At 66.5% G+C, this 24,358-nt stretch carries 17 protein-coding genes and 1 pseudogene; 8 read left to right on the forward strand and 10 right to left on the reverse strand.

The features are described 5' to 3' along the window. Window position 1 precedes the first annotated feature (1 nt). The gene (locus RSE14_RS11350) at window positions 2–964 is read right to left on the reverse strand and encodes a bile acid:sodium symporter family protein (RefSeq protein ID WP_324073748.1); all 963 of its coding nucleotides are present in this window, start codon (window positions 962–964) and stop codon (window positions 2–4) included. A 108-nt stretch (window positions 965–1,072) separates the two neighbouring features. Between RSE14_RS11350 and RSE14_RS11355 the strand changes: the two genes are divergently transcribed. Then, window positions 1,073–4,393 (forward strand): amidohydrolase family protein, encoded by a 3,321-nt coding sequence (locus RSE14_RS11355; protein ID WP_324073750.1) that lies wholly within the window; start codon window positions 1,073–1,075, stop codon window positions 4,391–4,393. Window positions 4,394–4,407: 14 nt separating this feature from the next. Here the strand turns inward: RSE14_RS11355 and RSE14_RS11360 are convergent, their stop codons facing one another. From RSE14_RS11360 to RSE14_RS11370, 3 genes and pseudogenes are all read right to left on the reverse strand, one after another. Then, complete coding sequence (locus RSE14_RS11360; protein ID WP_324073753.1) at window positions 4,408–5,127, reverse strand: sigma-70 family RNA polymerase sigma factor; 720 nt, start codon at window positions 5,125–5,127, stop codon at window positions 4,408–4,410. Next, on the reverse strand, window positions 5,124–5,909 hold the full coding sequence (locus RSE14_RS11365) for an FHIPEP family type III secretion protein (protein ID WP_324076907.1): 786 nt from the start codon (window positions 5,907–5,909) through the stop codon (window positions 5,124–5,126). Before RSE14_RS11365 ends, RSE14_RS11360 begins: the two co-directional genes overlap by 4 nt. A gap of 33 nt (window positions 5,910–5,942) precedes the next feature. Then, window positions 5,943–7,308: pseudogene (locus tag RSE14_RS11370) on the reverse strand (IS3 family transposase). Between the two features lie 101 nt (window positions 7,309–7,409). Here RSE14_RS11370 and RSE14_RS11375 point away from each other — a divergent pair. Further along, window positions 7,410–7,778, forward strand: a complete 369-nt coding sequence (locus RSE14_RS11375; protein ID WP_324073755.1) for a hypothetical protein — start codon at window positions 7,410–7,412, stop codon at window positions 7,776–7,778. 46 nt (window positions 7,779–7,824) lie between these two features. Here RSE14_RS11375 and RSE14_RS11380 read toward each other — a convergent pair whose 3' ends face one another. The 5 genes from RSE14_RS11380 to RSE14_RS11400 form a co-directional block, all read right to left on the reverse strand. Continuing rightward, window positions 7,825–8,709 (reverse strand): alpha/beta hydrolase, encoded by an 885-nt coding sequence (locus tag RSE14_RS11380; RefSeq protein WP_324073757.1) that lies wholly within the window; start codon window positions 8,707–8,709, stop codon window positions 7,825–7,827. A gap of 55 nt (window positions 8,710–8,764) precedes the next feature. Next, window positions 8,765–10,258, reverse strand: coding sequence for a lipopolysaccharide biosynthesis protein (locus RSE14_RS11385; RefSeq protein WP_324073760.1), 1,494 nt, complete (start codon window positions 10,256–10,258; stop codon window positions 8,765–8,767). After that, on the reverse strand, window positions 10,251–11,372 hold the full coding sequence (locus RSE14_RS11390; protein ID WP_324073762.1) for a GNAT family N-acetyltransferase: 1,122 nt from the start codon (window positions 11,370–11,372) through the stop codon (window positions 10,251–10,253). The genes RSE14_RS11385 and RSE14_RS11390 overlap by 8 nt, the downstream gene beginning before the upstream one ends. Before the next feature lie 95 nt (window positions 11,373–11,467). Then, window positions 11,468–12,580, reverse strand: coding sequence for an S-(hydroxymethyl)glutathione dehydrogenase/class III alcohol dehydrogenase (locus RSE14_RS11395; RefSeq protein WP_324073765.1), 1,113 nt, complete (start codon window positions 12,578–12,580; stop codon window positions 11,468–11,470). Between the two features lie 19 nt (window positions 12,581–12,599). Beyond that, a complete protein-coding gene (locus tag RSE14_RS11400) occupies window positions 12,600–12,785 on the reverse strand; it encodes a C1orf53 family protein (RefSeq protein ID WP_324073767.1) in 186 nt (61 codons plus the stop codon). A 124-nt stretch (window positions 12,786–12,909) separates the two neighbouring features. On the opposite strand from RSE14_RS11400, the gene RSE14_RS11405 reads away from it, so the two are divergent. Together RSE14_RS11405 and RSE14_RS11410 are read left to right on the forward strand one after the other, a co-directional pair. Further along, entirely contained in the window at window positions 12,910–15,351 is a 2,442-nt protein-coding gene (locus RSE14_RS11405) for a M1 family metallopeptidase (protein ID WP_324076908.1), read from the forward strand. Further along, window positions 15,348–15,866, forward strand: a complete 519-nt coding sequence (locus RSE14_RS11410) for a DUF6702 family protein (protein ID WP_324073769.1) — start codon at window positions 15,348–15,350, stop codon at window positions 15,864–15,866. The genes RSE14_RS11405 and RSE14_RS11410 overlap by 4 nt, the downstream gene beginning before the upstream one ends. On the opposite strand, the gene RSE14_RS11415 is transcribed toward RSE14_RS11410, so the two are convergent. After that, complete coding sequence (locus tag RSE14_RS11415; RefSeq protein WP_324073771.1) at window positions 15,867–18,056, reverse strand: putative bifunctional diguanylate cyclase/phosphodiesterase; 2,190 nt, start codon at window positions 18,054–18,056, stop codon at window positions 15,867–15,869. Between the two features lie 154 nt (window positions 18,057–18,210). Here RSE14_RS11415 and RSE14_RS11420 point away from each other — a divergent pair, with 154 nt between their 5' ends. From RSE14_RS11420 to RSE14_RS11435, 4 genes are read left to right on the forward strand one after another with little or no spacing between them, the layout of a single operon-like run. Continuing rightward, window positions 18,211–21,765, forward strand: coding sequence for a hydantoinase B/oxoprolinase family protein (locus RSE14_RS11420; RefSeq protein WP_324073773.1), 3,555 nt, complete (start codon window positions 18,211–18,213; stop codon window positions 21,763–21,765). Further along, the gene (locus RSE14_RS11425; protein ID WP_324073775.1) at window positions 21,762–22,433 is read left to right on the forward strand and encodes a DUF969 domain-containing protein; all 672 of its coding nucleotides are present in this window, start codon (window positions 21,762–21,764) and stop codon (window positions 22,431–22,433) included. Before RSE14_RS11420 ends, RSE14_RS11425 begins: the two co-directional genes overlap by 4 nt. Then, complete coding sequence (locus RSE14_RS11430; protein ID WP_324073777.1) at window positions 22,430–23,380, forward strand: DUF979 domain-containing protein; 951 nt, start codon at window positions 22,430–22,432, stop codon at window positions 23,378–23,380. Before RSE14_RS11425 ends, RSE14_RS11430 begins: the two co-directional genes overlap by 4 nt. Further along, a complete protein-coding gene (locus RSE14_RS11435) occupies window positions 23,371–24,357 on the forward strand; it encodes a DUF2891 domain-containing protein (RefSeq protein ID WP_324073779.1) in 987 nt (328 codons plus the stop codon). The genes RSE14_RS11430 and RSE14_RS11435 overlap by 10 nt, the downstream gene beginning before the upstream one ends. Window position 24,358: the final 1 nt, after the last annotated feature.

Below are 24,358 nucleotides of genomic sequence, written 5' to 3' on the forward strand. Positions count from 1 at the left end.
TTTAACCCCGCCGCCGCCACCACCCCGCGAGCAGGCTCCCGATCAACACGTGCCACACTGCCGAGATCGCCGCCGGTACCGGAGCGAGCGCGGCCTGTTGCACGCTGGCGAATTGTGCGGCGAAGGCGGGAGTCTTGGCCAGCCCTGAGCCGAGGCCGGAGTTCTGCATCCCGACCTCGATGCTGATCGTCCGCGCCTCGATCTCGCCCAGCCCCAGCACCCGCGCTAGGCCGTAGCCGAGCGCAAAGCCGAGCGCGTGGAGCAGGAAGGTCGCCAGCAGCAGCACGCCAGCATGCTCCGCAATCTGCGCCTTGGCTCCGCCGACAATCCCGCCAACAATCAGGATGACGAGCACGATCGCCACCAGCGGCAGCACCGCGCTCACCCGTTCTGCGGCGCGCGGGAACAGGCGGTTCAGCAGCGTCCCCAGCACCACCGGCACGAGCACCACCGCGATCATGTTGAGGAGCAGATTGAGCCGGTCGATCTCCACGTAAGCCCCAGCCAGCCACCCCGTCAGCAGCGGGGTCAGCACCACCGCCGCGAGGGTCGAGGCCATGGTCATCGCCACCGACAGCGCCACATGCCCGCGCGCGATATAGGTGACGATGTTCGACGCGGTGCCGCCCGGGCAGCAGGCCACTAGAATAAGCCCTACCGCCAGCCCCGGCTCCAGCCCCAGCATTTTGGCGACCGCAAAGCCCGACAGCGGCATGATGGTGAATTGCAGCGCCACCCCGGCCAGCAGCGCGCGCGGCATTTTCGCGAGGCCGCGATAATCCTCGAAGGTCAGGGTGAGGCCCATCGCCAGCATGATCACGCCGAGCGCAAGGCTCAGGAGCGACTGGCCCGCGACCGAAATCCGCCCGTCGGTCATCCAGGTAAAGGCGGACGGAAAAAACCACGCAAGCGCGACGCCCGCGATCGTCAGACCTGCGAAATTGTTCGTGATCCTGTTCAGCATGGCGCGCCTTCCCTTGGGGTGCCGACCCTAATCGACCAACGACGCTTCACCCCCTAGCAATATCACCTCGCCCCGCTAGTCTCCCGCGCCGACAGAGGGAGACTTTTCATGCGTTATCTTGCCGCCACCCTGCTTGCCGGGGCCGCCGTCATGGCCTCGCCCGTTGCCGCTGCGCCGAAGGGCAAGGATGCCAAGGCGGACGAGAGCTGGAGCGTCGAGGCACCCAAGGGTGCGGTGATCAAGCAGGTGCCGATCAGCACGGAAGAAGGCACCTGGATGGATGTCGATGTCTCGCCCGACGGCCAGACGCTCGCCTTCACCCTGCTCGGCGATATCTACACCATGCCGATTACCGGCGGTACGCCGACCCGCATTTCCGAAGGCCTTTCCTGGGATGTGCAGCCGCGCTTTTCGCCCGATGGCACCCGCATCGCCTTCACCAGCGACCGCGGCGGCGGGGACAATATCTGGGTGATGAACCGTGACGGCTCGGACAAGCGGCAGGTGACCAAGGAGGACTTCCGCCTTCTGAACCAGCCGGCCTGGTCGCCCGACGGGCGCTACATCGCGGCCAAGAAGCACTTTACCACCGAGCGTAGCGCCGGCACGGGCGAGATCTGGCTCTACCACGTCAGCGGCGGCGGCGGGGTGCAGGTGGTCGAGCGCGCCAACGAGCGGCTGCAGAAGGAGCTGGGCGAACCCGTTTTCGCGCCCGACGGCTCGGCGATCTACTACACCCGCAACACCACTGGCGGGAACGTATTCGATTATGCGCAGGATTCGAACGCGGGCATCTTCGCGATCGAGCGCAAGGATCTGGCGACCGGTGAGGTGACCACCGCGGTCTCCGGCTATGGTGGCGCGGTGCGCCCCGCGCCTTCGCCCGATGGCAAGCAGATCGCCTTTGTCCGGCGCGACAAGGACCAGACCCAGCTATGGGTGAAGGACCTCGCCAGCGGACGCGAGGCGATGGTCTTCGGGAAGCTTGATCTTGATGTACAGGAGACCTGGGCGGTCACCGGGGTCTATCCCAATATCGACTGGCTGCCCGATAGCAGCGCCATCATCTTCTGGGCGGGCGGCAAATTGAACCGCGTGAACCGCGACGGCACCGGCCATGCGGTGATCCCCTTCAAGGTCAACGACACCCGCGCCGTCGCCAATGCGCCGCATCCGGTGATCGAGGTTGCGCCCGAGACTTTCACCACCACCATGCCGCGCTTTGCGATGCTCTCGCCCGACGGGGCCAGCGTCGTGTTCGAAACGCTCGGCAAACTCCACACCAAATCGGCCAGAGGCAAGGACCTGCCGCGCCCGCTGACCGGTGACAGCGCCGATGTGATCGAAGCCTTCCCCGCCTTCAGCCGCGATGGCGGCGCGCTCGCCTATGTCCGCTGGAGCGATGACAAGCTCGGCGAAATCGTGCTGGCCGATGCGCAGGGGCAGAACCGCCGCGTGCTCGTCGGCCCGGGGCATTACGGCAATCTCGCCTTCTCGCCCGACGGGGCGATGATCGCCTTCGAAAAGCGCGAGGGCGGATACCTGACCTCGCCCGATTTCTCGCAAGACCCGGGCGTCTATGTCATGCCTGTCGCCGGGGGAGAGCCGCGGCTGGTCACCCGTGACGGAGCCAACCCGCAATGGGGCGCTGCGTCCGATCGCCTGTTCATGCTGGGCCGCGAAGATGGCGGGCTGGCGCTGGTCTCGACCGACCTCAATGGCGAGGCAAAGCGCGTCCATGCCAAGGGCGATCTTGCCAATGATCTGCGCATCGCGCCCGATGGCCGCACCATCGCCTTCCGCCAGAATTACGAGGTCTTCGCGATGCCGCTGGTGCCCGGCGGCAAGCCGGTCGATGTCAGCGAAAGCGGCGGATCGCTGCCCGTCACCAAGGTCAGCACCGGGGGTGCGGACTATCTCGGCTGGGCGCGCGGGGGCGAAACGCTTTTCTGGTCGATCGGCCCGTCCTTGCAGAGCGCCAATGTCAGCGAACTCTTCGCCAATGCGCCCAAAGCCGAGGGTGACAAGACAGCCGCCTACACCCCGCCCACCACCGGCATTCCTCTGGGCGTGACGGTGCAGAAGGCCAAGCCCACCGGCACCACCGTCATCACCGGCGCGCGGGTGCTGACCATGCGCGCAGGCCTTGCGGCGGATGATGCCGGCGTGATCGAGAACGGCATGATCGTGATCGAAGGCGACCGGATCACCGGCGTCCACGATGCTACCACGGTCAAGATCGCCTTCCCGGAAGGCACCCGCTTCATCGATGCCAGCGGCAAGACCATCATGCCCGGCCTCGTCGATGCCCATGCCCATGGTGCCTACGGGGTGGGCGATCTCATCCCGCAGCAGAACTGGACGCTGTTGCAGGACCTCGCGCTCGGCGTGACGACGGTGCACAATCCGTCCTCGCAGGCGAGCACCGTCTTCGCCGCCGCCGAACGCCAGCGCGCCGGCCTCACCACCGGGCCGCGCATCTTCTCGACCGGGGAGATCATCTACGGCGCCAAGGCTCCGGATGTTTACGCGCGGATCGACAGCTACGAGGATGCGCTCGCGCACGTGCGCCGGATCAAGGCGCAGGGCGGCATCTCGGTGAAGAACTACAACCAGCCGCGCCGCGAACAGCGCCAGATGGTGGTGCGCGCCGCGGCGGCCGAGAACATGCTGGTCGTCGCAGAGGGCGGTTCGCTGTTCGGGATGGACATGAACATCGTTGCCGATGGCAATTCGACGCTCGAGCATAATGTTCCGGTCGATGTGTTCTACAACGATGTGCTGCAGTTCTTCGGGCAGGCGAACACCAATTACACGCCGACGCTGGTGGTCACCTATGGCGGCCTTGCGGGCGATCCCTATTGGCGGCAGGCGACCAATGTCTGGGAAAACCCGCTGATGGTGCACACCCCGCCCAAGATGCTGCTGGCCGATACCGGACGACGCACCACGGCGCCCGACTGGGCCTTCGTTGACGACAACAACGCACGCGAGGCGCGCAAGCTGGCCCAGCGCGGGGTCAAGGTCAGCATCGGGGCTCACGGCCAGCAGGCCGGTATCGGCGCGCATTGGGAGCTGTGGAGCTTCGCGCGCGGCGGGATGAGCTCGGTCGAGGCATTGAAGGCGGGCACGATCACCTCCGCGCAATCGCTCGGCATGGCCAAGGATATCGGCAGCATCGAGGCGGGCAAGCTGGCCGATCTCGTGATCCTGTCGGCCGATCCGTCAAAGGACATCGCCAATTCCGACAACATCGAACAGGTGATGCTCGGCGGGCGGCTCTATGATGCAAAGACCATGAACGAGACCGGCACCGGCACGGCGGCACGCCATCCCTATTGGTGGGAAGCCGCGGGTGGCAAGGGCGCAGGCGGCTCGGCGGAAGCCACCGCTGCCGGACGCGGCCATGCCGACGGGGACGCGGGGTGACGGGTTGGCTGTAACTATCCCTCCAGCAGCGCGCGCAGGTCCTTCAGGGCCTTGGCGCGCAGCTGGTGGACGCGCGGCACGCTGACATCGAGCACGGCGGCGATTTCGGTGAGGTTCAGCTCCTCGACGAAGAACAGTTGCAGCACCAGTTTCAGCCGGTCGGGCAGTGCGATCATCGCCTTGAGCAGCCGCTCGCGGTCCTCGGCTGCGCACAGGGCCTCGAAGGGATCGGGATCGTCGCTGACGAAGGCGGTCGAGGTCTCGTCATATTCCTCGGTGATCGGGGTGATTGTCACGCCGGTGCTTTCGATGGCGAGCAGTTCGGCATCGTCCACCTCCAGCAGGCGGGCGAGCTCGGCGCGGCTCGGCTCGCGTCCTAGCTGCCCTCGCAGGGTCTCGGCGGCGCGTTCATAGGCGGCGCGTTTGCGGCGCGCGGTGCGGGTGTCGTGGGCGGCGCGGCGCACCTCGTCGAGCATCGCACCCCGCACGCGGATCTTGGCATAGGCGGCAAAGCCGTCCTCGGTCGGGCCTGTATGGCGCTGGGCGCATTCGGTGAGCGCAAGGATGCCGGCCTGCACCAGATCCTCGACCTCAAGGCCCTCCCGCCCGCTGCCATGGATGTGCCACGCGGCGCGGCGCACCAGTGGGAGAAAGCGGCGCACGCGGTCGGCCACTTCGGTGCGCGAGGGCGCATAGGGGCTGGCGACGGCGAATGACGTGTGATCGTGCTTCATCGCGCATGCTCCAGCGCGGGTGGTTCTGCCGGGGCCGGCTCACCGATCACGCCCACCACCGCAATCGGCTGGGTCGGCGGCAGTTCTGCAATCGACAGCACCAGACAGCGGGGGCTGCGCTGGCGCAGCAGGGCGGCGAGCGCGCGGCGCGCGGGCGGCTGGACGATCAGGGCGAGCGCGCCTTTCTCGGCATCGGCCAGCGCATTGATCCCGCGCGCGATCATGCTGCCGCAATCGGGCTCGATGAGTGGCTGGCCGCTGGCAGGGTCAACCATTCCACCGAGGATCGCGGCCTCCAGTCCGGCATCGAGCGTGATGACCTTCAGCGGCTCGCCCGGCGCGGCGATGCGCGCGATCAGGCGACCGCCCAGATCGGCGCGTACGGCATCGATCACCGCGTCGAAATCACCGGTCTTCTGCAAGGCCAGCGCGAGCGAGGTGAACAGCGGCTGGGGGTGGGCGAGCCCGATCCCGTCGGCCACCAGTGCGCGCAGGGTGCGCGTGAGTGCGGGCAGGGTGAGCGGATCGGGGGTCACCGCCTCTACCAGCGCAGGCGCGCGGGCCTTGAGGCCCTCGACCCATTCGCGAACTTCATCCGGGCCGAGCAGTTGGTGCGCTTCGGCCAGCAGCGCCTGATTGGCGTGGGTGGCGATGACCGTCGCGGGATCGACCACCAGAAAGCCCTCGGCCACAGCGTGATCGCGCGCGGCTGGGGCGATCCACAGCGCCGGACAATCGAAGTGTCCGTCGTCAGAACATTCGGCACAACACGGGGCGTAAATTAGCGGAGTGCGGGCCTCGTCCGGGGGTTGATGTTACGCGGCGAGGTTGCGGTTTTGCAAGCGCCGATGTTCGATGGTCTGTCGCTTGATCCTTTCACGCTGTTTGATGATGGCTGGGGCCCTGCCGAAGTAGGCGTCGGCGGGTGTCACGTTGGACAGCGCTTCGTGATAACGCTGGTGGTTATAGTGCTCGACGAAGGCCTCGATCTGGGCCTCGAGGTCGCCGGGCAGGAAGTAGTTCTCCAGCAGGATGCGGTTTTTCAGGGTCTGGTGCCAGCGCTCGATCTTGCCCTGGGTTTGCGGGTGCATCGGGGCGCCGCGCACGTGGCTCATCTTGTTGGCCTCGATGTATTCCGCCAGTTCTCCCGCGATGTAACTGGGACCATTATCGCTGAGCAGCCTTGGCTTGTGCAGCACCGTGGCGCTGTCGCAGCCGGAAGCTGCCAGGGCGAGGTCCAGCGTGTCGGTCACATCCTCGGCCCGCATGTTGGTGCACAGCTTCCAGGCGATGATATAGCGCGAGAAGTCGTCGAGCACGGTGGAGAGATACATCCAGCCCCACCCGATGATCTTGAAGTAGGTAAAATCGGTCTGCCACATCTCGTTTGGCCGGGTGGTCTTGGTATGGAACGCATCAGCCGCTTTCACCACGACATAGGCCGGGCTGGTGATTAGGTCGTGTGCTTTCAGCAGGCGGTAAACCGTGGCTTCGGACACAAAGTATTGGCGTTCATCGGTAAATCGCACGGCCAGTTCGCGTGGGGACAGCTCGCTGTAATCCAGCGCGAGTCCGACGATCTGATCCTGCACCTCAGGCGCGATGCGGTTCCACACCCGGCTCGGCGCGGAGGGCGATCTTCCAGCGCCTCCGGCCCGCCCTCGAGATAGCGGTCATACCAGCGGTAGAAGGTCCGACGGGCGATGCCCAGCTTGTCGAGCGTCCGCTTGGCGGGCAGGTGGGACTGCTCGACGACCCTGATGATCTCAAGCTTCTCGGATGCGGGATACCTCATTCTTCGCCCTCCCCATCCGCGATCATGCTTTTTTTCAGCAGACGGTTTTCGAGCGTCAGGTCCGCAACGCATTCTTTGAGGGCACGGGCCTCGCGGCGCAGATCCTGCACTTCGCCGGTGGTTGCGGCACGAGCAGTATCACCGGCAAGTCGGCGCTTGCCCGCTTCCATGAACTCCTTCGACCAGGTGTAATACAAGCTCTGGGCGATGCCTTCCTTGCGGCAGAGCTCGGCGATGCTGTCTTCACCGCGTAGCCCATCGAGCACGATCCGGATCTTGTCTTCAGCCGAGAAATGACGACGGGTCTGCCGCCGGATGTCCTTCACAACCCGCTCAGCGGGGGGCTTTTTGGGTGCCGATTTTTTCAAGGAGGATTGGGTCTTCATCTTCGTTCCTTCGTCACTACGACGAAGCCCCAACCCTCCTTAAATCACAACCTCAAATCTGTGCCATTGGTGCTGACGGGGGACAGTTAGGAGGAGGGTCGATGATGATGCTCGCCCGCAATCCTGCCGCCGCCTATCGCCGGGTCGAACTCGATGCGCGGATCGAGGCATCGAGCGCGGGGGAGCTGACCCGCATCTGTCTGGAGGAGGCGGTCGCCGCCCTCGGGCAGGCGCTCCTCGCGCTGGGCAAGGACCCGGCCGCCGTCCCGCGCGATCCGCTGGCGCGGGCGCAATCGATCACGGTCTGGCTGGCCCGCTCGGTTGCGCCGGAGCATCCGCTCCATGCCAGTCTTGTCACCTTCTATGGCGGACTGGCGAGCCAGATTTCCGCGAACCTGCGCAAGCCGAGTCCGGCGGAAATCGGGCAGGTGCGCGGCGATCTGAATGATCTGCTGGCGGCTGCGGCGTAAGCTTGCACAAAATGTTTCACGTGAAACATTATCCTACAGGCAAAAATCAGGTTTTCATAAATGAATCAATGATTTGAGCTGCATCAAGCGGGTCTTCAAAGGGGTGGAAGTGGGTGCGATCGGGCCGGTAAAGGTCGCTACCGAGGGGCAAACGGCGTGCTAACTCGGGCCAAGTGGGCGAGCTTTTGAAGTCGTTGAGGCTGGTCATCTGCGCCCGCACCACCAGCACAGGTACCGTCACCCGCGTCGCCGCTTCGAGCACCGCGCCATTGCTGCGGCTGGAGGCATAGACGCTCGCCTCCATCTCGGGCGCGCAGGCGAGTTCCATGCCCTCTCCAGCCGGGGCCGGGACGAGGCCGTAGCGGCAGTAATCCTCGAACACGCGCGGGGCGAACAGGATGTAGGGATCGCGTGTCCGGAACCGCTCCATCATCTCCTCGGCACTCGCGAAATCGCGCTTGCGGCGGATCGCGGGGTGGGGGTTGTCTGCGGTGTAGAGCGGCTCTCCCGGCGCGTAGAATTCGGGCGCGAGGATCACCGGATCGAACAGCACCAGCCGCGCAAAAGCCTCAGGGTGATCGGCGGCGACCTGCACCAGCGTATGCGCCCCCATCGAATGGCCGATGCCGACCGCCTGCGTCAGGCCCGCCGCATCGAGGAAGGTGGCGACATCGCGCGCAACCACCTTCCAGTCGCTGATCGGCCCGCCGCCCGATTGCCCGTGTCCGCGCAGGTCGATGGCATAGGCGGGGTGGGCCGGAAACTGCTCGATAATGGCGTCGAACACCCGTCCGTGAAAGCCGGTCGCATGGGCGAACACCAGCGGCACGGCAGGCGTGTGGCCGGCAGCAGGCGCCCATTCGTGGACGGCCAGATCAATGTCGCCGACAGGATAGAGACGGGTGACGGGGGCAGGGCGGGTCGCAGTCATGCCCCTGCCCAAGAGCATCGGCTATCCCAAGTCAATCGCGTGCTTTTGGTAGGGGCTACTCGGCCGGAAGGGGGGCGGTCTCGCCTTCGCTGTCCTCGCTTTCGCCGCGGGTGCGGGCAAAGCGCAGGGCCTCGGCGATCCGGTCAGGCGCGATCAGCTTCAGCGCGCCGCCATAGAGCGCCACGCCCAGCGCCACCATCAGCGCCAGCGCGGCAATGGGCAGCATCGCCGGAAGCACGGCCAGCGCCAGCGCCACGCCCGCCGCCATCACCAGCGCAGCGGCGAGCGGCGGGGCAATCGCCACCAGCAGATCGCCGAGCCTTAGATCGAGCACGCGCTGCGACAGCGCGACCGTGGTCGCCGTCAGCACCGCCATGCCGCCAACCCAGCCCCATGCGAAGCCCATCACGCCCCAACGCGACCCGATAAGGAAGGCAAGCGGCATCACAACCGCGCCCGAGATGGTCACGCGCAGGGCAATTCCGGGAAAGCCGCGCGCATTGGTGGCGGGCGCGAACAGGATTTGCAGGGTCAGCATCGCCATGGCGATCGCCAGCACCGGCAGCAGCGGGACGATGCCGATCCACTTTTCGCCGAGCAGCACCGGCACCAGCACCGGGGCGACCACGGCCAGCCCGGCATAGGCGGGCAGCGCCACCAGCAGCACCAGCCGGATCGTCGCCAGCAGCGGCGCCGCGCCGACATTGCCCTGGCGCGAATAGGCGGCATAGGCGACTTCGTTGATCGGCGGCACGAACTTGGCGGCCAGCAATTGCGCGAGGAACAGGCCCGTCGTGTAGACGCCCAAGGTGTGGGTATCGAGTACGCGGCCCGCGATCATCACGTCGGCCTGGCTCTGGATGAACCAGAAGATCTGCGTCGCTGTCATCACCCCGCCAAAGCCGGCAATATGTCCGGCACCGGCAAAGCGGAAGCTCGGGCGGATCGGTGCGCGCGCGGCCCAGGTCATCCCCACGGCCTCGGTCAGCAGCATCACCATCGGCGCGGAGACGAGCGTCCACACCCCCCAGCCCGACAGCGCGCCCGTGAGCGCGGTCACCGCCCCTGCCAGTGCAGAGGCCAGCCGCACCTGCGCCGGGCGGCGGAAATCCATCCGGCGGCTAAGGATCGCGTGGGGCAAAGCGCAGAAGGGCACCGCGAGATAGAGCAGCGATTGCACCCGCAGCAGATCGGTCACCATCGGCTGTTCAAACCATGCCGCCACCAACGGCGCGGCGATGAACTGGATAAGCGCCAAGCCGCAATTCAGGAGGATCAGCATCCCCAGCGTCTGGCGCAGGCGTTCCTCGCTGACATCATCCTCGCGGATCAGCGCGGATGCGAGGCCCCAGCCGTTCATGGTGCTGAGTAGCATCAGCATCACCTGCGCCATGGCGAACAGGCCATAATCGTCCGGCGCCAGCAGGCGGATCACAATCAGGGTCGAGGCCCAGGACACGATCTGCGTGCCGATCTGGCTGCCCGAGCGCCAGATCACCGCATTGCGAACCTGTGCCGCCAGCTTGGACGAGGAGGAGCCCTCAGCCATGCATTACAACCACCTTGGCGCGCGGGGCGACGGGCTGTGCCGGATTGCGCTCGGCACCCCAGACATTGGCGAGCATCCGGGCGGCCGTGCGGCTGCGCACGAACAGCAGGTCTTCCATGTCATAGGCAGGCGCTGCGCCGAGATATTGCTTGTAGCCGCTATCGCCGGCCCCGAGATCGGTGACGCTGCACCCGGCGGCCATGGCATCGCTGATCGCGCGGGCGTTGACGATCTTGCCGACCTCGTACTTCGCAAGCGCGCTGACATAGCTGCCGGCGATCCCATATTGCACCGCGCCGTCGTACAGATCGAAGCTGAAGGCGGCGGGGGCGTTGTCGATCATCAGGATCGTTGCGCAGAGCTTTTCGGCGAGCACCGGATCGGCCAGCACCGTGCGCCACAGGGCGCGCTGGCCGTGGCTCATGAACTTGGCGCCGCTGCCGTCGGTGGTGGTGGCAATCCAGCTGGCCTGTTCGACCTTGGCGAGCTGATCGAGCACGCCCGGATTCCAGTCGCTCCCCCGGACATAGCGCCATTCCACCGTGCCGAGCTGCGCGAGGCGGCGTTCGGCCTTGGCGAGGCGCTTGGCGGTGGAGGGGCGCGGCCAGCCCTCGGCGCGGGCGGCATCAAGATCGATGGTCCATGCGGTGCCGGCCGGGCGCGACAGCACGCTCCAGTTGGCCAGTAGCGCGGCCTTGATCATCAGCTGGTTGGCCGGATCAGATGTCGGCACCGGGCCGATGCGCCATACCGGGCCAAGGCTGCGCGCGCCGCGATCGAGCCCCTGCGCCAGTTCGACGACATCGCAATCGGGCGCGAGCAGCGCCGAGCGCAGCGGCCAGTAGGAGCCGGGCACCTTGCGCGCCCGGCCGACCAGCGGTCCGAAGGCGATGGTGGGGATGGCGGCGATCACCTCGCCCGAAGCGCGCCGGATCAGCAGCGTGCGCCCGCTTGGCGCGGTGCCGGGCAATTGCACCGTGCGCGCCGCATACCACGCCGCACGCAGGAAGCCGTGGCCCGCGAGGTTGCACGCCGCAAGCGCGTCAATTGCCTCCGGGAAACCCGCGACTGACGCCACGGTCAGCTTTTCGGCTGCAATCCTGCTCTCGTACATCGGTCACCATTGCACGCCACGAGGGGAAAGTGGCGGCAATGGCCATAGCGCGCGCGTGTAACCACTCGGTTAACCAGCGGGCGGGGGTTCGGGCGTCAGAAGACGACGACGCTGCGGATCGACTTGCCTTCGTGCATCAGATCGAAGGCGGTGTTGATCTCATCGAGGCCCATTACGTGGGTGATCATCGGGTCGATCTCGATTTTGCCGGTCATGTACATGTCGACGATCTTGGGCACATCGGTGCGGCCCTTGGCCCCGCCGAAAGCCGTGCCGCGCCAGTTGCGCCCGGTGACGAGCTGGAACGGGCGGGTGGCGATTTCCTTGCCCGCTTCGGCCACCCCGATGATGATGCTGGTGCCCCAGCCGCGGTGGCAGGCTTCAAGAGCGGTGCGCATCACTTCGGTGTTGCCGGTGGCATCGAAGGTGTAATCCGCGCCGCCATCGGTCATTTCGACGATTCTGGCGACGACGTCCTCGCGGCTCATGCCTGCCGAGTTGAGGAAGTGGGTCATGCCGAACCGGCGGCCCCATTCCTCGCGCGCGGGATTGATATCGACGCCGACGATCAGGTTCGCGCCTGCCAGCCGCGCGCCCTGGATGACATTGAGGCCGATCCCGCCGAGGCCGAACACCACGACATTGTCGCCCACCTGCACCTTGGCGGTGTTGGTCACCGCGCCGACGCCGGTGGTCACCCCGCAGCCGATGTAGCAGGCGCTCTGGAACGGCGCGTCCTCGCGGATCTTTGCGACCGCGATTTCAGGCAGGACAGTGAAGTTCGAGAAGGTCGAGCAGCCCATGTAGTGGAAGATCGGCTGGCCCTTGTAGGAAAAGCGCGTGGTGCCGTCGGGCATCAGCCCCTTGCCCTGCGTCGCGCGGATCGCGGTGCACAGGTTGGTCTTGCCGCTGAGGCACGACTTACACTGGCGACATTCGGGGGTGTAGAGCGGGATCACGTGATCGCCCGGCTTCACGCTGGTGACACCCGCGCCCACTTCGCGCACGATGCCTGCGCCCTCGTGGCCGAGCACGGAGGGGAAGATGCCCTCGCTATCGAACCCGTCCAATGTGTAGGCATCGGTGTGGCAGATGCCGGTCGCCATGATCTCCACCAGCACTTCGCCGGCCTTGGGGCCTTCGAGATCGAGCTCGACGATTTCGAGCGGCTGCTTGGCGGCAAAGGCAACGGCGGCGCGGGTCTTCATGGATGTTTTCCTCGGGTAGTCAGCGGCGGCTGGGTACGGCTTCGTGATCGTAAGGGCAATGGCGGCAGGCCGAGCCGCAGCACTTGCCGCGCGCCAGATGCGCCACCCGCGTGAACACGGTGTAGCCCGTCTCGGGATCGCGATAAGTGCTCTCCCCGCGCGCGCAGGCGGCTTCGTGCAGGGCGTGCCATGATGGCTGGGTCATGGCGCCCCCGATAGGCGGAGCGCGCCCCGATGACAATTTCCGCCTTGCGCGGGCGGAACTTTTGGGCTGTGACCGCGCTTCCTTTTCCTGTCACATCCCCTTTCGGAGAGCGCCCTTGCGTTTCGTGCTGTTTGTCGCCGCGTTGCTGTTCGCCATCCCCGCCTATGCACCGCTTGGCGCTCAGGGAATCCAGCAGACCAAGGGCAGTTTCGAAGACAAGTTCCGCCAGCTTGACGAGGTGCTGCCCGATCCCAGCACCACCCGCAACGCGAGCGGCGCGCCGGGGCATGAATACTGGCAGCAGAAGGTCGACTACAAGATCACCGCGACCCTCGACGAGACCAAGCGCCGGCTGACCGCCAAGGCCACCATCCGCTACACCAACAATTCGCCCGACGCCCTGCCGTGGCTGTGGATGCAGCTCGACCAGAACATCTTCAAGCGCGATTCCATGGCCGAGCTGACCGATGCTTTCGGCGGCCCCGGCCGGCGCGGGCCGAAGGTGAGCCTTGGCTCCGCCTCCGAGCCGACCAAGCTGTCGATGGACGAGCTGCGCCGCCAGCAGGCGATGGCCGACAACGACTATGGCTATGACATCAGCGCGGTGACCACGATGACCGGCGCGGCCCTGCCGCACACCATCGTCGGCACGCTGATGCGGGTCGATCTGCCCGAGCCGCTGGCACCCGGCGCCACCACCGAATTCGCGATCGAATGGGCCTTCAATATCGTCGAGGAAGACGCGATCAATGCGCGTTCGGGCTACGAGCACTTCCCCGATGATCCGCGCAAGGGCGGGAACGACATCTTCCTCCTCGCCCAGTGGTTCCCGCGGATGGTGGTCTATTCGGACTACGAAGGCTGGCACAACAAGGAGTTCCTCGGCCGCGGCGAGTTCACGCTCGAATTCGGCGATTACGAGGTCGATCTGACGGTGCCGTCTGACCACATAATTGCCGCCACCGGCACGATCCAGAACCCTGACGTGGTGCTCACCGCTGCCCAGCGCCAGCGGCTCGAAACCGCCAAGACCGCCGCTGCGCCGGTGTTCATCGTGACGCCGCAGGAAGCCGCCGCTGCCGAAGCCGGCAATCCCAAGGGCACCAAGACCTGGCGCTTTGCCGCCAAGAACGTGCGCGATTTCGCCTGGGCCTCCAGCCGCAAGTTTCTGTGGGACGCGCAAGGCGTGAAGCAGCCGGGCGCGGAGCATGAAACCGTCCTCGCCATGAGCTTCTGGCCCAAGGAAGGCGGCGATCTGTGGAAGAAGTATTCCACCGCCGCCGTGGTCCACACGCTGAAGGTCTATTCGCGCTTCAGCTTCGATTATCCCTATCCCACCGCCCAGTCCGTCAACGGGCCGGTTGGCGGGATGGAATATCCGATGATCACCTTCAACGGCCCGCGCACCACCCTCAACAAGGATGGCACGCGCACCTATTCGCTGGCCGAGAAGATGTTCCTCGTCGGCGTGGTGATCCACGAGATCGGGCACATCTACTTCCCGATGACGGTGAACTCGGACGAGCGCCAGTGGACCTGGATGGACGAAGGCCTCAACTCCTTCCTCGATTCGGTCGCCGGTTACGAATGGGACCCGAACATGCCGTGGACCCGCTCGGTCGCGCGCGATCTGGTGAGCTACATGGTCTCGAACCAGCAGGAACCGATCATGACCCAGTCGGATTCGGTCACCAATCTGGGCTCCAACGCCTATGGCAAGCCGTCCGCCGCCTATCACCTGCTGCGCGACACGATCATCGGGCGCGAACGCTTCGACTTCGCGCTCAGGGAATATGCGCGCCGCTGGAAGTTCAAGCGGCCCACCCCCGCCGATTTCTTCCGCACCATGGAGGAAGCCAGCGGCACCGATCTCGACTGGTTCTGGCGCGGCTGGTTCTACACCACCGATCACGTCGATATTTCGCTGGATTCGATCTACCGCCTGCAAGTCGACACCAATGATCCCGACATCGATCTGCCGCGCCGCCGCGCCGAGCGTGCCGAGGAGCCGGAACTGGTCGGCATCGGCCTGAACCGCGATCAGAAACTGCCGATCTGGGTGCTGGAAAACCCGGGCGTGCGCGATTTCTACGACAGCAATGACGAATTCACCGTCACGCCCAAGGATCGCAAGAAATACGCCGATTTCCTCGCCGGGCTCGACCCGTGGGAACGTCAGGTGTTCGAGCGCGCGGTGAAGGAAAACGCCAATTACTACGTGCTCAACTTCTCCAACAAGGGCGGGCTGGTGATGCCGGTGATCCTGGGCCTGACCTTCAAGGATGGCTCGACCCAGAAGATCAACATCCCGGCTGAAATCTGGCGGCGCAATGCGCGCGAAGTCGCCAAGCTGCTGGTCTTCCCCAAGGGCAAGGAACTGGTGCAGGTGATGGTCGATCCCGATTGGGAAACCGGCGACGCTGACCTTGAGAACAACCACTATCCGCGCCGTATCATCCCGAGCCGGATCGAGGCCTTCAAGGACGAAGCCGCCAAGTCGCGGGTCAGCCGCGATCTGATGGGCGAGGCCGCTGGGGCCGAACCGGTGGACGGCGGCAAGAAGTGATCACGCGCCGCGCGGCTTTGGGCGCGGCTCTGACGGGGGCGCTGATGCTGGGGGCTGCGCTTGCGGCTCCGGCAGCAGCGCACCAGCAGAAGCGCGCGATCAGCACGATTGCGGGCAATGCGCGCTCGGGCAAGCTCGAGATCATGCATCAGGTGCCGGTGCATGATGCCGAGCACGCGCTGCGGGCGCAGGGCGCGCAAAGTCCGGATATCATCGGGAGCGAAGCCAGCCGCGAGGCCTTTGCAACCTATGTCGCACGCCGCTTTTTGCTGGCGGTGGATGGCAAGGTGGCCAGTCCGGACTATGTCGGCAGCGAGATCGCGGGCGGCAGTCTGTGGGTCTATCAGGAACTGCCCCTGCCTGCGCCGGGCACGCCTATCACGGTCAATTCGCAGATCCTCACCGATATGTGGGCGAGCCAGATGAACCGCGTCAACATCGGCACTGGAGCGGGGGTGACGACGCTGATCTTCACCGCCGGCACGGGCGCGCAGGACGCGGTGTTGCCCGGATAATCAGGCGCGGCGGCGCGATCTGCGCTCGGCCTGCGTGCCGCCCAGCTCCTCGCACAGGTCGTCCATCAGCATCGGGCGGCCATAGCGATAGCCCTGCACATGGCGGCAGCCGATGCCGCGCAGAAAGGTTTCCTGCTCCTCGGTCTCCACCCCTTCGACCACGACCCTGAGGCCCAGGCTGTGGCCCATCTCCACGATCGCCTGGATGATCAGGCGCGACTGGTGATCCTCGCGGATCGCGGCGATGAAATCGCGCTCGATCTTGACCTTCTGGATCGGGAACTGGCGCAGGTGGGTGAGCGAGGAGAAGCCCGTCCCGAAATCGTCGAGACAGATGGTGAAGCCGCAGCGATCCAGCATCGCCAGCGAGGCGTGGAGCTGGCCCGAGGCGTCGAGCAGCATCGTCTCGGTCACTTCGATGGTGAAGTTGGCCGGGCTCATCGGGCTGTCGTCCACCACGTCGATCAGGTGGCGCACGAAATCGTCCTTGCGCAGGTCCGCTTCGGAGAGGTTGAGCCCGATGCGGGTCTCCGGGCCGAGCAGCGCCAGGATCGCCGGCCCGTCCTTGATCACCGCATCGAGCATCACCCGCGACACGCGCCGCGAGAGTTCGGGATCGAGCAGGGCGGAAAAGATCTCGCTCGCCGTGATCAGGCTGCCGTCTTCGTCCTTGAGGCGCAGAAGCGCTTCGAGCGAGGTGATCCGGCCTGAATTCAGTTCGACGATCGGCTGATAGGCGGCCACCGCGCGGCCCTGATTGAGCGCATCGCGCAGGCGGGTGATGGCGCGCTGGCGTTCGCACTGGCGGGCCTCGATCTGCTCGTCCCAGCACACCACGCCGCCGCGCCCCTGCTCCTTGCCGCGATAGAGCGCGAGATCGGCGCGGCGCATGATCTCCTCGCCGCTGCCCGGCTGGTCCATCCGTGCCAGCCCGCAGGTCGCCCCGATGGCGAGCGCGCTGCGGCCCAGCGCCACGACATCGTCAAGTTCGCCGATCAACTCGTGGAGGAAGGCCGTGGCATCATCCAGCGACATTGACGGCGGGAACAGCAGCGCGAATTCGTCCCCGCCCCAGCGCGCGAGGAACATGCCCCTGCGGATGCGCTGGTGGAGATGTTCGGCAATCGCCACCAGCACGCGGTCGCCCACCAGATGGCCGAGCGTGTCGTTGACGTCCTTGAACCCGTCGAGATCGATCAGGGCGACCATCGCAGCCTCGCGGTCGGCGCGGCGGATGGCGGCGGCGAGCTTGCGATCGAAGGAGGCGCGGTTGAACAGGCCGGTCAGGCGGTCATGCTCGGCCGCACGCTTGAGCGCGGCGTTGCGCAGATGCTCGTCGGTGCAGTCCTGGATGATCCCTGCGACGCTATCGGGCCGCCCGTCGACATCGACCCGCTCGCCGACCACACGGATGCGCCGACGCTCCCCGTCGCGGCGACGGATGCTGGTTTCGAAGGTGAAGGTTTTGCCGTCGTCCAGCGCCTGCTCCATCTTGGCGACGACCATGGCCTGATCCTGCGGATCATACAGCGCAATGGCTTCGTCGACGTTGGGGGTGCTATTCGGCTCGACACCGTTGATGATGTAGACCTGATCAGACCAGAACAGCTGATTGGTGGCGATATCGACGCGCCACGAACCGACATTGGCTGCGCGCTCCGCCTGGCGGAAGATCTGCGAGGTCTGCTTGAGCGCGGCATTGGCGCTGCTCAATGCGCGGGTGCGGACATTGAGCGCGATCGACTGTTCGGCGAGTTCGGCCAGCACCGAAAGCGGGGCGATCTGATCGGAGCAGAAGGCGTGGGGTTCGGGCGAGATCGCGCACAACGCGCCCAGCAGCACATCGCCCTCGCCGCGGATCGGCACGCCGAGATAGGAGCGGATGAAGGGCGCGCCCGTCACCAGCGGATTGTTGCGGAACCTGAGGTCGGCGCGCGCATCGCTCACCAGCAGCGGCCCTTCGCCGGCGATGCACACCGCGCAGAACGAAGTGTCGCGCGGGGTCTCGTGGCAATCGAAACCGGTGCGGCCGAGGAACCACTGGCGCTCGTCCTCGACAATCGAGAGCAGCGCTGTAGGGCTGCCGAGCATGGTGCTCGCCAGCACGGTGATGCGCGAAAACAGCGCGCGGTCCGCGTTTGCCTCAAGGCCGAGATTGCGAATGGCTTCAAGGCGTTCGGTCGGGTTCACGTGGCCAATTGGCCTTGGCACGATTAACAAACCGAAGCGGGCGCGATAGGTAAGGCTTCGCGTGATGTCCTGCCCCCTGATACCGGCGCAAGACTGGACAGGAACGTTGCCACCTGCCTAGGTCTGTCGCCATGCGGGACGGACACTTGGCACAATGACGGCGTGGCGCTTTGCAGTCGATCGGGGCGGCACGTTTACCGATGTGGTTGCCGTCACGCCCGCAGGCGCGCTGGTGACCGAAAAGCTGCTGTCGGAGAACCCCGGCCTCTATGCCGATGCCGCGAGCGAGGCGGTGCGGCGGCTGATGGCGCGGCACGGCGAAGGCCCGATTGCCGAACTGCGGATCGGCACTACGGTCGCCACCAATGCCTTGCTGGAGCGCAAGGGCGAGCGGCTGGCGCTCGCCATCACCCGCGGCTTTGGCGATGCCCTGCGGATCGGCACGCAGGCGCGGCCCGAAATCTTTGCGCGCCATATCGTCCTGCCCGAACAATTGCCCGCAAAGGTCATCGAGATCGACGAGCGCGTATCGATCGATGGCACGGTGCTGCGCCCGCTTGGCGAGAGCGCGGCCCGCGCTGCGCTCGCGGCCCTGCGCGCCGAGGGCTTCGATGCCCTCGCGATCATCCTGATGCACGGCTGGCAGCACCGGACCCACGAAGCGCGCCTCGCCGTCATCGCCCGCGAGCTGGGCTTTGCGCAGGTCAGCGTCAGCCACGAGGTCGCCCCGCTGATCCGGCTGGTGCCGCGCGGGGATACGACAGTGGTCGACGCCTATCTCTCGCCGGTGCTGCGGCGCTACACCGACACACTCGCCGCCAGCCTGCCGCCTGCGGGGGCCTTGCGCTTCATGCAGTCGAACGGGGGGCTAGCAGAGGTCGGCGCGTTTCGGGGCAAGGATGCGATCCTGTCCGGACCCGCAGGAGGCGTGGTGGGCATGGTGGCGGCCAGCGCGCCGCTCGGCCACACAAGGCTGATCGGCTTCGACATGGGCGGCACCAGCACCGATGTGGCGCATTACGCGGGCGAATATGAACTGACCGGGGATAGCGTGGTGGCGGGTGTGCGGGTGGCCGCGCCGATGATGACGATCTACACCGTGGCGGCGGGCGGCGGGTCGATCTGCCGGTTTGACGGGTCGCGCTTCCGCGTCGGTCCGGAAAGCGCGGGCGCCGATCCCGGCCCGGCCTGCTACCGCAAGTGCGGGCCGCTGACGGTGACCGATTGCAACCTCGTGCTGGGGCGCATTGATCCGGCCTTCTTCCCCGCCGTGTTCGGGCCGGAGGGCAATGCCCCGCTCGATCCCGAGGCAGCGCGGGCGCGGCTGGAAGAGGTCGCCGCGCAGCTGCCCGAACCTGCACCCATCGAGGCGATTGCCGAGGGCTTCCTCGCCATCGCGGTCGACAACATGGCCAATGCGATCCGCAAGATCTCGGTCGCGCGCGGCCATGATGTGACGGCCTATGCGCTTGCCTGCTTCGGTGGGGCGGGCGGACAACATGCCTGCAAGGTCGCCGATGCGCTGGGGATGGAGACCGTGCTGGTGCACCCGCTGGCGGGGATGCTTTCGGCCTATGGCATCGGCTTGGCTCCGGTAAAGGCGATCCGCGAAGTCAGCTGCGTGCGGGCGCTGGGGGAAAGTTTCGCAGGCGAACTCGCCGTGCTGACCGAACAGGCGCGGCGGGATTTGCTGGCGCAGGGCATCCCCGAACCTGCCATCCGCATCGCGGCGCACGCGCGCCTGCGCTTTGCCGGAAGCGACAGCCTGATCGCGGTTCCCTGCAATGATCCCGCCACCATGGACGCGGCCTTCCGCGCCCTGCACCGCCAGCGCTACGGCTATTCCGACGCCGAGGCCGCGATCATGGTCGAGGCGCTGAGTGTCGAGGCGAGCGGCGATGTCGGCGGGCTGGCGGCTGCGGCTGCCTTGCCCGAGACCCTGCCCGCAGCAAACGGCATATTGCCCGGCGCATGGCCGGTGATGGCGCGCCGCGCCTTGCGGGTGGGCGAGGGTGTCGCAGGGCCGCTGCTGGTGATCGATCCCGGCTCCACCACCGTGATCGAGGACGGCTGGCAGGCAAGCCTTGCCGAGGAAGGCAGCCTGATCCTCACCCGCGCCGTTCCCTTGCAGCGCAAGCGAGCGGCGGGGACGGCGGCTGATCCCGTGCGGCTCGAAATCTTCAACAACCTGTTCATGGCGATTGCCGAGGAAATGGGGGTGGTGCTGCAATCCACCGCAACCTCGGTCAACATCAAGGAGCGGCTCGATTTCTCCTGCACGCTGTTTGATCGGGCGGGCGCGCTGATCGCCAATGCGCCGCATATTCCGGTGCATCTGGGCAGCATGGGCGATTCCATCGCGCGGGTGATCGAGGTGCGTGGGGGCGCGCGTGACGGGCGGGGCTTCCGGCGCGGGGATGCCTATGTGCTCAACGATCCCTATCGCGGCGGCACCCACCTGCCCGATATCACGGTGATCGTGCCGGTGTTCCATGGCGAAGGATCGGGCGAGCCGGATGCCTTCGTCGCCGCACGCGGGCACCATGCCGATATCGGCGGGATCGCGCCGGGCTCCATGCCGCCCGAAAGCCGCAGCATCGCCGAGGAAGGCGTGCTGATCGACAATGCGCTGCTGGTGGATGCGGGCCAGCTCTGCGAGGCGGCGATGCGCGAATTGCTCGGCTCCGGCCCCTTCCCGGCGCGCAATCTGGACCGCAACCTGTCGGACCTGCGCGCGCAACTTGCCGCCTGCACCCGCGGGGCGGAGCTGCTGGCAGGCGCCGCGCGCGAGCATGGATCGCAAGTGCTCGCCGCCTATATGGACCACGTCATCGCCAATGCCGAGGAAAGTGTGCGGCGCCTGCTGGGCGGGCTGGAGGACGGCAACTTTGCCTACGCGATGGACAATGGCGCCTGCGTCAAGGTCGCGATCCGGATCGACCGGGAGAGCCGCTCGGCGGTGTTCGACTTCACCGGCACCAGTGACCAGCTGGACGACAATTTCAACGCCCCGCGATCGATCACGCGGGCGGCGGCGCTCTATGTCCTGCGCACGCTGATCGACGATGCGATCCCGATGAATGACGGGTGCCTGCGTCCGGTGGAGCTGATCGTGCCCGAAGGCTCGATGCTGAACCCGCGTCCGGGTGCTGCGGTGGTGGCGGGCAATGTCGAGACCTCGCAGGTGGTCACCGACGCGCTGTTCGCCGCCACAGGCCGCCTCGCGCCTGCCCAAGGCACGATGAACAACTTCACCTTCGGCAATGAGCGGCACCAGTATTACGAGACGATCTGCGGGGGATCGGGCGCGGGGCCGGATCATGAAGGCACCAGCGCGGTGCAGACCCATATGACCAACAGCCGCCTCACCGATCCCGAAATCCTCGAAACCCGCCTGCCGGTGCGGCTGGAGCGCTTTGCCATCCGGCGCGGTTCGGGAGGCAAGGGGCAGCATCGCGGGGGTGACGGGGTGGAGCGCGCCATCACCTTCCTCGAACCGATGCGCGCCAATATGCTGGCGAACCGCCGCATAGTGGCCCCATGCGGGCTGGCTGGCGGGGGTGACGCGCTGCCGGGCAAGAACTGGGTCGAACGCGCAGACGGCAGCATCGAGGAACTGGGCGCGGCCGGCTCTGCCGAAATGCGGGCGGGCGACAGTTTCGTGATCCTGACGCCCGGCGGCGGTGGGTTCGGAGGAAAGAGCGAATGAACTATTGGCCGCTCCTTGGCATCGCCATCGTCGTTGTCGGCTTTGCCCTGCGCTTCAATCCGCTGCTGGTGGTGGTGAGCGCCGCGCTGGCGACCGGCGTGCTCGCGGGCTTCGATCTCGTTTCGGTGATCGAGGCCCTGGGCAAGGCCTTTGCCGACAACCGCTACATCTCGGTCACGTGGATCATCCTGCCGGTGATCGGCTTGCTCGAACGCCATGGCTTGCAGCAGCGCGCGCGCAGCCTGATCGAGGGGATGCGCGGGGCGACCATGGGCAAGCTGCTGGTCGCCTACCTCGCCTTCCGCCAGCTCGCCTCGGCGCTGGGGATGAAGGATATCGGCGGCCATCCGCAAGCCGTGCGCCCGCTGGTCGCGCCGATGGCCGAGGCGGCGGCGGTCAAGACCCATGGCGACCTCAGCGATGACGCGCGCGACGAGGTGAAAGCCATGGCGGCGGCGACCGATAATGTCGGGCTGTTCTTCGGCGAGGACATCTTCTTCGCCATCGCCTCGATCCTGCTGATTCAGGGCGTGTTCGAGGCCGCGGGCTATCCGCTCACCCCGCTCGAGCTGTCGGTCTGGGCGATCCCCACCGCGATTGCCGCCTTCCTGATCCATGGGGCCCGCATCCTCGCCTTCGACCGCCGACTGGGGAGGGGCCGCAAATGATCACCTATGAATGGCTCTATGCGCTGGCGGGGCTGGCTTTTGCTGTGTGGTCGGCGCTGAGTTTGCGCGACAGGCGTTGGGGCAATGCCGCCTTCTGGGCGCTGCTTTCGGCGAGTTTCTTCCTCGGCAGCCATGTCTCCGATCTCGTCAACGGGCTGATCGTGCTGGCGATGGTGGCGATTGCAGGCTTTGGCGGCCTTGCGCGCAGCGATCCGCCGACCACTTCGGCCGAGGAGCGGCGGGTGCTGTCCGCGCGGCTCGGCAACCGCTTGTTCGTGCCCGCGCTGGTGGTGCCGCTGACGGCGGTGATCGGCACGCTGGTCTATAACTACACCCCGCTGGGCGAGACCGGCCTGTTCGAGGCGCGGCGCGAGACGCTGATCCTGTTCGCCATCGGCGTCGTGGCAGCGCTGGCAGGCGCTTGTGTCTGGCTACGCCCGCCGCTGCTCGCCCCTGCCGAGGAAGGGCGGCGGTTGCTCGACTCCATCGGCTGGGCAGCGATCCTGCCGCAGATGCTGGCGGCATTGGGCGCGGTCTTCGCCGCTGCGGGCGTGGGCGAGATCATCGGCGGCTTGGCGGGCGCGGTGATCCCCGAGGGGAGCGTGTTCCTCACCGTGGTGGTGTTTGCGCTGGGCATGGCGGGCTTCACCATGATCATGGGCAATGCCTTTGCCGCCTTCCCGGTGATGGCAGCCGCGATCGGCATTCCGCTGCTGGTGGAGCAATATGGCGGCGATCCGGCGGTGATCGGCGCGGTCGGGATGCTGGCGGGTTTCTGCGGCACGCTGCTCACCCCGATGGCGGCGAACTTCAACATCGTGCCCGCCGCGCTGCTGGAACTCAAAGACCAGAACGGGGTGATCCGCCAGCAGGTGGGCACGGCGGTGCCGCTGCTCTTGTGCAACATCGCGATCATCTATTGGGGGGCCTTCTGGCTGTGGAACTGAGCGAGGACATCGCCCGCAATTTCGCCCGCATCGCGCTGGGCCATGTGGCGCGGGCCTACCCCTACAAGGACGATCACGTCTTCGGCAGCGCCGCCGATGTGCGCGCGCCGCAAGAAGCCCATCCGGTGTTCTTCGGCAGCTTCGACTGGCATTCCTGCGTCCACGGCTGGTGGAGCCTGCTGACTTTGCGGCGGCTCTATCGGGCCATGCCCGAGGCCGCTGCCATCACCGAATTGGCCGAGGCAACCTTCACGCCCGAGAAGCTGGCCGTGGAGCTGGCCTATCTCGAGCGGCCGCTGTCGCGCGGGTTCGAGCGGCCCTATGGCTGGGGCTGGCTGCTCTACCTGCATGACGAGGCGGCGCGGCACGATGATCGCGAGTGGGCCGCGCGGCTCGAACCGCTGGCGCTGGCCTTCGCGGCGCGGCTCAAGGATTATCTTCGCATCCTCACCTATCCGATCACGGTCGGCACCCACTTCAACACGGCTTTCGCGCTGATCCTCGCGCGGCGCTGGGCGGCGGAGCGCGATCCCGATCTTGTGGTTCTGATCGACGACTGGGCCAACCGCGCCTTTGCCCACCGCAGCGACTATGCGGGGTGGGAGCCGGGGGGCGACGAATTCCTCTCCCCCGTGCTCACCGCCGCGCTGCTGATGGCCGAGGTCAGCCCGCACCTCGCCTTTGCGCCGTGGTTCGATGCGCTGGTGGTGGCCAACGGCTGGCTGGAGCGGGAATGTCGCCCGGTGCGCGTGTCAGACCGCAGCGACGGCAAGATCGCCCATCTCGACGGGTTGAACCTCAGCCGCGCATGGTGTCTTCGCGCGATGGCACCGCTGGTGGGCGATGCGGCCACCGCGACTGCGATGCAGGCCCTTGCCGAGGCGCATCTCGAAGCGGCCATGCCCCATGTTGCGGGCGATTACATGGGCGAGCACTGGCTGGCGAGCTTCGCGATCCTCGCTCTCTTGGGACGCTGAC

Source organism: Erythrobacter sp. (assembly GCF_035194505.1).
In the GTDB taxonomy this organism is placed as follows: Bacteria; Pseudomonadota; Alphaproteobacteria; order Sphingomonadales; family Sphingomonadaceae; genus Erythrobacter.

Coding starts and splice junctions, on each gene's coding strand:
- RSE14_RS11350 (WP_324073748.1), bottom strand. CDS start 964: ATGCTGAACAGGATCACGAACAATTTCGCAGGTCTGACGATCGCGGGC.
- RSE14_RS11355 (WP_324073750.1), top strand. CDS start 1,073: ATGCGTTATCTTGCCGCCACCCTGCTTGCCGGGGCCGCCGTCATGGCC.
- RSE14_RS11360 (WP_324073753.1), bottom strand. CDS start 5,127: ATGAAGCACGATCACACGTCATTCGCCGTCGCCAGCCCCTATGCGCCC.
- RSE14_RS11375 (WP_324073755.1), top strand. CDS start 7,410: ATGATGATGCTCGCCCGCAATCCTGCCGCCGCCTATCGCCGGGTCGAA.
- RSE14_RS11380 (WP_324073757.1), bottom strand. CDS start 8,709: ATGACTGCGACCCGCCCTGCCCCCGTCACCCGTCTCTATCCTGTCGGC.
- RSE14_RS11385 (WP_324073760.1), bottom strand. CDS start 10,258: ATGGCTGAGGGCTCCTCCTCGTCCAAGCTGGCGGCACAGGTTCGCAAT.
- RSE14_RS11390 (WP_324073762.1), bottom strand. CDS start 11,372: ATGTACGAGAGCAGGATTGCAGCCGAAAAGCTGACCGTGGCGTCAGTC.
- RSE14_RS11395 (WP_324073765.1), bottom strand. CDS start 12,580: ATGAAGACCCGCGCCGCCGTTGCCTTTGCCGCCAAGCAGCCGCTCGAA.
- RSE14_RS11400 (WP_324073767.1), bottom strand. CDS start 12,785: ATGACCCAGCCATCATGGCACGCCCTGCACGAAGCCGCCTGCGCGCGC.
- RSE14_RS11420 (WP_324073773.1), top strand. CDS start 18,211: ATGACGGCGTGGCGCTTTGCAGTCGATCGGGGCGGCACGTTTACCGAT.
- RSE14_RS11425 (WP_324073775.1), top strand. CDS start 21,762: ATGAACTATTGGCCGCTCCTTGGCATCGCCATCGTCGTTGTCGGCTTT.
- RSE14_RS11430 (WP_324073777.1), top strand. CDS start 22,430: ATGATCACCTATGAATGGCTCTATGCGCTGGCGGGGCTGGCTTTTGCT.